7 protein-coding genes are annotated in these 8,545 nt (G+C 64.2%); 4 read left to right on the plus strand and 3 right to left on the minus strand.

The window, feature by feature from the left end:
* Nucleotides 1-142 precede the first annotated feature (142 nt).
* Nucleotides 143-544, plus strand: a complete 402-nt coding sequence (locus VLR48_RS07585) for a pyridoxamine 5'-phosphate oxidase family protein (RefSeq protein ID WP_325291200.1) — start codon at nt 143-145, stop codon at nt 542-544.
* 36 nt (nt 545-580) lie between these two features.
* Here the strand turns inward: VLR48_RS07585 and folP are convergent, their stop codons facing one another.
* Nucleotides 581-1,417, minus strand: a complete 837-nt coding sequence (folP, locus tag VLR48_RS07590; RefSeq protein ID WP_325291201.1) for a dihydropteroate synthase — start codon at nt 1,415-1,417, stop codon at nt 581-583.
* 210 nt (nt 1,418-1,627) lie between these two features.
* Here folP and VLR48_RS07595 point away from each other — a divergent pair, with 210 nt between their 5' ends.
* The gene (locus VLR48_RS07595; protein ID WP_325291202.1) at nt 1,628-1,978 is read left to right on the plus strand and encodes a hypothetical protein; all 351 of its coding nucleotides are present in this window, start codon (nt 1,628-1,630) and stop codon (nt 1,976-1,978) included.
* A 609-nt stretch (nt 1,979-2,587) separates the two neighbouring features.
* On the opposite strand, the gene VLR48_RS07600 is transcribed toward VLR48_RS07595, so the two are convergent.
* Together VLR48_RS07600 and VLR48_RS07605 are read right to left on the minus strand one after the other, a co-directional pair.
* Nucleotides 2,588-3,706, minus strand: coding sequence for an FAD:protein FMN transferase (locus VLR48_RS07600; RefSeq protein WP_325291203.1), 1,119 nt, complete (start codon nt 3,704-3,706; stop codon nt 2,588-2,590).
* 312 nt (nt 3,707-4,018) lie between these two features.
* The gene (locus VLR48_RS07605) at nt 4,019-4,216 is read right to left on the minus strand and encodes a hypothetical protein (RefSeq protein ID WP_325291204.1); all 198 of its coding nucleotides are present in this window, start codon (nt 4,214-4,216) and stop codon (nt 4,019-4,021) included.
* A 138-nt stretch (nt 4,217-4,354) separates the two neighbouring features.
* On the opposite strand from VLR48_RS07605, the gene VLR48_RS07610 reads away from it, so the two are divergent.
* Together VLR48_RS07610 and VLR48_RS07615 are read left to right on the plus strand one after the other, a co-directional pair.
* Nucleotides 4,355-8,116 carry an efflux RND transporter permease subunit gene (locus VLR48_RS07610; RefSeq protein ID WP_325291205.1) on the plus strand — a complete coding sequence of 1,254 codons (3,762 nt, stop codon included), beginning with the start codon at nt 4,355-4,357 and terminating at the stop codon, nt 8,114-8,116.
* A gap of 60 nt (nt 8,117-8,176) precedes the next feature.
* Nucleotides 8,177-8,545 (plus strand): DUF29 domain-containing protein (locus VLR48_RS07615; RefSeq protein WP_325291206.1); only part of this gene is annotated, 369 nt, incomplete at its 3' end.

Below are 8,545 nucleotides of genomic sequence, written 5' to 3' on the forward strand. Positions count from 1 at the left end.
CCCGGTTGGCATCTTGGCCACGCGCCACACGCCGCTACGTGCGGCTACCAACGGAAGTTTAGCCTTCCGTCGCTCAACCGGGGCCGCCCGATACCGGAGCTCACCCCATGACTCGTCGGTCTGAGGCGAAGCCTCGCTAGAGGTGGACGGCGACCTTTACGTCTTCGTGAGCGCGCTTTCGACCCACACCGCCAATCTGATTGAAACGGGTCGTGTCAGCGTGCTCTTCATCGAGGAGGAGACAACGGCCGCGCACCCGTTCGTGCGTCGACGTCTGAACTTCCAATGCCGGGTGGAGGAGATCGCGCGCGACCGAGACGGGTACGAGGCCGTCCTCGATCAGTTCGAGACCCGTTTCGGCGGTCTGGTTGCGACCTTGCGCACCTTGGCGGACTTTCATCTCCTGCGATTGCACCCGGAGCGCGGGCGCTATGTGAAAGGGTTCGGCAAGGCGTTCGCCATCGACGATGTCGGGCTTGCCCGAATCCGGCATCTTCGCGAGAGCGGCCGTCGCGTCGTTCCGGGAGACGATTCCGCAGTCTGAATACCAGTGCGGGCTACGCGATCGCTGCTCGGCAAATCATTCGCGAGCTGCGTGAATCGACCAAGCGACGTCCGCCGCTTGGCGGTTGCCCGCGACATCGTGCACCCGAAAGACCTTCACGCCGGCTAAGACGCCGATGGTTGTGGTCGCGCAGGTCGCCGGCATGAGGGCGGCGAGGTCCGGCTCCCGACAGATGGCGCCGAGGAAGCGCTTGCGGCTTGCCCCGAGCAGAACGGGCGGTCCGAGGCGGACCAGCTCGCCCAACCCGGCCATGAGCGCGAGGTTATGCTCGTGCGTCTTGCCGAATCCGATACCCGGATCGGTCAGGATCTGCTCCTGCGCGACCCTCGCAGCCAACGCCGCTTCGATGCGCTCGGCAAGAAAGTCGCGAACCTCTGTAACCACGTCGGCATAGCTCGGGTTCTGCTGCATCGCCTCCGGCATCCCTTGGCGATGCATCAAGACAATCGGCACGCCCCGATCGGCCGCCAAGGCGAGCATGGCCGGATCGTCGCGTCCGGCGGAGGTGTCGTTGATCCAGTCGGCGCCAGCGTCGAGCGCGGCCTCGGCCACCCGGGCGGAGGTGGTGTCGATACTGAGTTGGGTGCTGCTCGGCACGCATTCGCGCAGACGCAGGATCACCGGGATCACCCGGCGCTCTTGCTCCTCGGCGGGGACCGGCTGCGAGCCGGGCCGCGTGGACTCCCCGCCGATGTCGATCAGGTCCGCGCCTTCGTCGATCATTGCGAGAGAATGTTGCACGGCAACAGCGGTTTCCGAGTAACGACCGCCGTCGGAGAAGCTGTCGGGCGTCACGTTAAGGATGCCCATGATGAGGGGCGGCGTGTCTTGCCCCGACGGCGTGCTGTTCATCTGCCTGACTCCGGTCGATTGGTTTTGACCTTGCGCGGGGGATGCGTGCATGATCCCGACGCATTGTGCGGTCGTTGAGCATCGCCTGCGGATCTCCCCGGCGGATCTCCACCGAAGGATAACGCCGACTCGGCCTTACGCATCTATCGGGATCTCGGACCGGGATCGGAACGAAGCCCCCGTCGAGGAGCAAACGGAAAGGGTACCGAAATGAGCAGTGTCAGGATTGGTTTGATTGGTGCGCTCGCGAGCGTCGCGTTGACCGCGGGTTGTGCGACGGGTGGGCAGTCGGGCAACTTGCCGACCGTGACGAATCCCTCCGAAGCGGCGAATATCACGCTTTATCGAGACGGCGCCCTGGCGGGCTGGTTCGCCACTATGCGCGTCGAGCTCGACGGCCAGGAGATCTATCGCATCGGGCGCAACGAGGCGTTTACATTCACGGTGGATCCGGGACAGTACCTGTTGGTCTATACGCTCGGCTTCAACGAGTGCCGCAAGGTTATTTGGGCCGATGTGCGGGAGAATCAGCGGATACGGTTGTCGCCCACCTGTACTTAAACCGCGTCCCTGGGGCGGTGGTCTAGGCTCGAGCGGGATTCCCCGTGGGAGGATTCCAGGAGGGCGGTGGAGGACGCGGTTTAAGGAGATGAATGCGAATGGTTTGGGCGGCATTCGTCGGGTTTGAGTGGGGCAGACCCGTAGGTTGCGCTGACGGTAGGAAGCGCAACGTCCGCCCACGGTTGGTCGTGCTTGGCAAGTCTCGGCATCAGCGACGCCCTGATCGGATCGGGCCACCCGCCTGGAGGGAATCGGCGCCGGCGATCGCCGCAAAGCGGCGAAACCCCGGGATCGACGACTTGCAGTCGTCTTCTTCCCCAGATCTCACGGCCAGCGAGGTCTCGGGCTCGACTCCAATTTCGATGCAGCCCCGGTCTCCGGTCTTCGGAACGACGCTCGGCACCGCGGGTGCGTTACCGCACCGCATCATACTCCAGCAAGAATGTGACCAAGGTCACGGTATCGTGCCCTTTCGGCCGTGGTCCGAGCGATGCCGGGGGGTGGGTCCGAGGCGTGGGCGTTGCCCTCGTTCACCGAATGGACCGAGGATGACGGAAAAGGACGTTTTTCGGCTGCGGGGGTTGCATGCCGGTTAGCGCTCAAGGCGGTTCAGTCCGGATCGCGCTCGCTGACCGATGCCTCGAAGGCCGATGTCGCCGAATGCGCGTAGTCGTCGCCGACGCGACTGACGAAGAAGGCGCCGACGCCGAGTGATTCGGCCAAGCTCAAGCCGCGCTCGGGCCCGAGGACCAGGAAGGTCGTCGCCAGGGCGTCGGCGGTCGCGCAGTCCTCGGTGATGACGGTGACCGAGGCCAAGGCGTGCGCGACCGGCCGGCCGGTGCCGGGATCGATGGTGTGCGAATAGATCCGTCCGTCTTGCTCGAAGAAGTTTCGATAATCGCCGGAGGTCGCCATGGCGTCGTCCTCGAGCGCGACGATTCGGTAGACGGACCGCGAGGTTGCCTCCGGGCGCTCGATGGCGATGCGCCAGGGCTGATCGCCGGGTTTGGTCCCCTTGGCCCCGAGCTCCCCGCCGATCTCGGCGAGGTAGGCAGTCACTCCGAGCCGGTCCAGCAGGTCCGCGACCTGATCCACACCGTAGCCTTTGGCGATGGCGGACAGGTCGACATACAGCTCGGGGTGCGCTTTGCGCAGTGCCGGCGGTTGATCGCGCACGTCGAGCTTGTCATGGCCGACACGCGTGCGGGTCTCATCGATGGTCTGCTGGTCCGGAATCCGAAACGGGTGGGCATCCGGTCCGAAGCCCCACAGATTCACCAGCGGACCGACGGTGACGTCGAAGGCACCGTCGCTCAGGTCGCTGATGGATTGCGCGCGGGCGACGAGATCGGCCAGCTCCGGGTCGACCGGAAACCAATCCGTCGATCGGCTCGCATTGAAACGCGACAGCTCGGAGTCCGGGCGATAGGTCGACATCAGGGCGTTGACGGTGTCCAGACGGGCATCGATCTGCGCTTTGAGCGCATCGGCCGTCAGACCCGGGGGAAGGTCGACGAGCTTGACGCTGTAGGTGGTCCCCATGGTGCTGCCGTGGATCTCGACGAGCGCATCGGGTTCGCTGCATCCGCTCGCCAGTAGAAACGCGACGAGCAAGAGTAGGTAGGCCGATGCTTGGATCCGTGCTGAAAGGCTCAAGCGCATGCGGTCTATTCCGGGTTTGGGCTGCTGCGGCATGTTTCTAAACCGCATCCAGAGCGAGATGCTCATTTTCGAGTGAGTTCGACGTTCGGTGTATCCACGGCCCTGAGCAGGGGCGCGGTTCAACAGGGGTAGGGAGATGCCTCGGTCTGCTCTGGTGTGCATCTTAACCCGGCTGACCCGGAGTGCATCGAGTGTCGGTCCCTGAGATGGTCGAGTTGGGCTCGATCTCGCGGGTTGTCCGAGCGGTGGAAGAGGACGACTGCAAGTCGTCTATCCCGGGGGCAGGGGCTCAGCGTTGATTGCAGGTCTTGCTTCCGGCGGCTGCCATGAACGAGGTCCGACCGCTCCGTGATTGCGGAGCGAGCCGGCGGGGGAGTATCAGGTCTCCAGGCACGGCCGAGGAGCGACACGCTGGTCGTGTCCCCGGGGCTCCGAAACCGAAGGATCCGTATCCTGTTCGACGACCAGGAGCTCGTGACGGAACAGGAGAGGCAAGAAAAGATAAGTCGAAGCGGCGGCGATGCCCACGAGCGTGAGGTTGTCGATATACATGGCGATGAAAAGCGATTCGGACATGAGTGATATTGCTTCAGTACTTTAGCAAACACTAACGCGCTGTCAATGCGCCGCTTGTTGATGGCGAGCTTGTGGGATAGATTCAGTAAACCAATTGAGAAAATAGATAAATGTCATGGACGACGGGAGTCGTGACTGATGGCCGATCCGATCGCCCCGCCTCCTCCCGAATCCGTGTCCTCGTCCTCCGCGGACGCGTTGCCGCCGCTCGGTCTCGCCGGTCGGATTGCGCGGACCTTCATCAATACGCCGGTTACGCCGATGCTCCTGTTCGGCGCGCTTTTCCTAGGGATCCTGGGTCTGCTGTTCACGCCGCGACAGGAGGATCCGCAGATCTCGGTCCCGATGATCGACATCTTCGTGCAGTATCCGGGGGCGTCCGCGCAGCAGGTCGAGCGTCTGGTGACCGATCCGCTCGAACGGATCATGAAGGAGATCAAGGGTGTTCGGCACGTCTACTCGGCCACTCAGCGCGGGGCGGCCATCGTGACCGTGCGCTTCGAGGTCGGCGAGGAGATGGGGGCTTCGATCGTCAAGGTTCACGACAAGCTCCAGTCGAACATGGACCGCATGCCCCCGGACGTGCAGATGCCTCTGGTCAAACCGGTCGGTGTCGATGATGTCCCGGTGGTGACGCTCACCCTCTGGTCCGAGGATGTCGAGGATCATCAGCTGCGCAAGCTGGGCCTCGACCTGCTCCAAGCGGTCGGCTCGCTGCCCGATGCCGGCAAGGGATTCGTCGTCGGCGGGCGCGAGGATCAGATCCGCGTCGAGGTCCTGATGGAGCGACTCGCCGGGCACGGCATCACCCTCGATCGCATCGCCAACACCATCCGTACCGCCAACTCCGAGCAGACCACGGGTGTAAGCGAATCGGGCGATACCGCCTTCAATGTCTATTCGGGCTCCTTCCTGCGCAATGCCGAGGATGTCGGTCGGCTGGTCATCGGCAACCGCGGTGACTATCCGCTCTATCTGCGCGACATCGCCACGGTCGAGCATGTCCCGCAGGACACCAAGCAGATCGTCAGCCATTACACCGGACCGGCCTACGAGGGCGAGCATCGCGCCGACGGGACCCAGGCCGTGACCGTGGCGATCGCCAAGAAACAAGGAACCAACGGCGTGACGGTCGCGCTCGAGATCCTCGACAAGGTCGAGGAGCTCAAGTCGACGCTCATCCCGTCGAACGTCCATATCGAGGTCACGCGCAACTACGGCAAGAGCGCCAACGACAAGGTCAACGAGCTGCTGCAGGCGATGTTCGAGGCGGCCGTCATCGTGGCCATCCTCTGTCTGGTCGGCCTTGGTGCGCGGGCCGCCTTCGTGGTCATCACGGTCATTCCGGTGGTGATCCTGCTGACCATCTGGTGGGCCTGGATGGTCGACTACACCATCGACCGGGTCAGTCTCTTCGCGCTCATCTTCGCCATCGGCATTCTGGTCGACGATGCCACCGTCGTGGTGGAGAACATCTTTCGCCACTGGCTCGAAAGCGGCAAGACGACCATCGAGACGGCGGTGCGGGCGGTCGACGAGGTGGGCAATCCGACCATCCTCGCCACCTTCACCATCATCGCAGCGCTCTTGCCGATGGGTTGGGTGAGCGGCCTGATGGGGCCGTACATGCGTCCGATTCCGGTGCTTGGATCCTCGGCCATGTTCTTCTCGCTGGTGGCCGCCTTCGTCTTCACGCCTTGGTTTGCGTTGCGCGTTCGTCCGCGGCTTGCCGCACTCGAGAAGGCGGAGCGACGCGAAGAGCAGACGCGCCGATGGGTCAGCGCCGTCTATCGGCCCTTGGTGATGCCGCTGATCCGCAAGCGGAGCGTCGGCATCGCCTTCCTGGTCGGTACCATCCTCACCACGGCCGGTGTCTGCGTGCTCTTCTACACACAGACCGTCCCGGTGAAGATGCTGCCGTTCGACAACAAGCCCGAGTTCAGCGTGGTCGTCAACATGCCCGAGGGAACGGCACTCCCGGTCACCGCGAACGCGGTTCGCCAACTTGCCCGGAAGGTACGCACCATGCCCGAGGTGACCGCCGTCCAGACCTATGTCGGAACGGCGCAGCCCTTCAACTTCAACGGCATGGTGCGTCACTACTATCTGCGCGAGCGACCCTGGGAGGGTGATCTCCTGGTCATGCTCAAGGACAAGAACGAGCGCGAGCTCGGCAGCCACGCCTTGGCCGTCGCCGCGCGCGAGATGCTGACGCCGCTGGCGCATGAGCTCGGCGCCCGGATCGCGGTGGTGGAGATGCCTCCCGGCCCGCCGGTGCTCCAGACCGTCGTGGCCGAGGTCTACGGGCCCGATGCCCAGACCCGCCGCCGGGTCGCGGCCGATCTGACCGAGATCTTCGAAGAGGTCGAGGGTATTGTCGATGTGGACAGCTATGTGGCCGAGCCCTACAGCTACTGGCGCTTCGAGGTGGATGCCGAGAAGGCCGTGCGGATGGGGATCTCGGTCGACAGCATCAATCGCAACCTCGCCATGGCGATGGGCGGCTACAAGCTCGGCGACGTCAAGCGCGGCGTCGTTCAGGAGCCGACCTATATCGTCCTGCAGATCCCGCTCGCCAACCGGGCCGAGATCGGCAGTCTGGCCAGCCTGCCGATCCAGTCCGAGATGGGTGGGCAGGTGCCGCTCGGCGAGCTGGGGCGCTTCGTCCAGCAGCAGGAGGACCCGGTCATCTATCACAAGGATCTGCGGCCGATGGAATACGTGGTCGGCGAGATGGAGGGCCGCCTCGGTGCCCCGATCTACGGGATGTTGGAGGTCGAAGACCGCCTCGAGAACTATCGTGCGCCCGACGGGGTGCAGATCAGCGGGATGCCGCGGGGTCTGATTGGACCGCCCTCGAGCGACCGCCAATCCGGATTCGAGTGGTCCGGCGAGTGGACCGTGACCTACGAGACCTTCCGCGACATGGGGCTCGCCTTCATCGCCGCGCTGGTGCTCATCTACGGGCTCATCGTCTGGGAGTTCCGTAACTTCAAGATCGCCGGGCTCATCATGTCGCCCATCCCGCTGACCCTGATCGGGATCGTGCCGGGGCACCTCGTCATGGGAGCCGAGTTTACCGCGACCTCCATGATCGGACTGATCGCACTCGGTGGCATCATCGTGCGCCAGTCGATCCTGATCGTGGAGTTCGTCAAGATCGAGGTCGCCAAGGGCAAGACTGTCAAGGAGGCGGCGGTCGCCGGCGCCGAGATCCGGATGCGACCTATCCTCATCACCTCGCTCACCTTGATGGCCGGCGCCTGGGCCATCATCGAGGATCCCATCTTCCAGGGGATGGCCGTCAGTCTGCTGTTCGGCGCCGGTGTCGCGACCCTGATGGCGGTGATCGTCATCCCGCTCGGCTGCATCAGCCTGTGCCGCGAGTTTTATCTGGTGGAGACGGCGAGCGGGGAACGGGCGCTGTCGGCGAGCTACGGCGAGATCGAGGGTGTCCCGATGCCCGATCCACCTGCATCCCGTGCGGCCCGAGCGCGACCTGCGGGCGGGACACCCTGGTTGCTTCGACTTTGGAGCGCGCTCGTCGGCGTTGTCTTCAGCGTGATCGACGGTGTCGGGAGACTCCTTGGCGGGTTGCGACAGCGCCGATCCGGCAGGTCGGGCCAGGCTTCCGATTCGGCTTCCGGCTCGGTGACGAACGCCGCGGTCGCTCAAGGGGACACGGCCTCAGGTGGCTCGGTGGCCGAGTCGCGTGCCGAGCCGGCGCCGCAGGCCGCTGCCGTGAAGCGGTCGTCGGCTGCCGCCCGAAAGCCGGCGCGAGCGCCGAGAAAGGCGGCGAGCAAGGCGGTTGCGGACGATGCGACGACTGTGAAGAAGCCGCGGGCCAGGCGCGCGACGAAAAAGACCGCGGACAAGCCTGAAGACCCGGGCGAGCGCTGATCAACATCGGTAGGATATCAACATGTACCGGAGTTCTTTATCGAGGTATCCGTCTTGAACGTGACGTATGACCAGGATCTCGTGCGTTGGGCTCGCGAGACCGCCGAGCTGATTCGGGAAGGATCTTGGCAAGCGGTGGATGTCGAGCATCTGGCAGAGGAGCTGGAGGATTTGAGCAAGAGCGAAAGACGGGCCATTGCGAGCCAGCTCGTGCGCCTGCTATTGCACCTCCTGAAATGGCAGTATCAACCCGAAAGACGCTCCGATAGCTGGATCGATTCGATCACCGATGCCCGGCTCCAGATCGAGCTCGCCATCCAAGACAGCCCGAGTCTGCGCTCTTACCCGACCCTGGTGCTCGTACAGAGCTACCAGCGTGCGAGACGCAGCGCGGCGATGCAGACGGGCCGGCCGCTCGAGACCTTCCCC

This window comes from Thiocapsa sp., assembly GCF_035467215.1.
GTDB lineage: Bacteria > Pseudomonadota > Gammaproteobacteria > Chromatiales > Chromatiaceae > Thiocapsa.

Bases quoted from the DNA above. Each gene is read 5' to 3' on its own strand.
- folP (WP_325291201.1), bottom strand. From the start codon at position 1,417: ATGAACAGCACGCCGTCGGGGCAAGACACGCCGCCCCTCATCATGGGC.
- VLR48_RS07595 (WP_325291202.1), top strand. From the start codon at position 1,628: ATGAGCAGTGTCAGGATTGGTTTGATTGGTGCGCTCGCGAGCGTCGCG.
- VLR48_RS07610 (WP_325291205.1), top strand. From the start codon at position 4,355: ATGGCCGATCCGATCGCCCCGCCTCCTCCCGAATCCGTGTCCTCGTCC.
- VLR48_RS07605 (WP_325291204.1), bottom strand. From the start codon at position 4,216: ATGTCCGAATCGCTTTTCATCGCCATGTATATCGACAACCTCACGCTC.
- VLR48_RS07600 (WP_325291203.1), bottom strand. From the start codon at position 3,706: ATGAGCATCTCGCTCTGGATGCGGTTTAGAAACATGCCGCAGCAGCCC.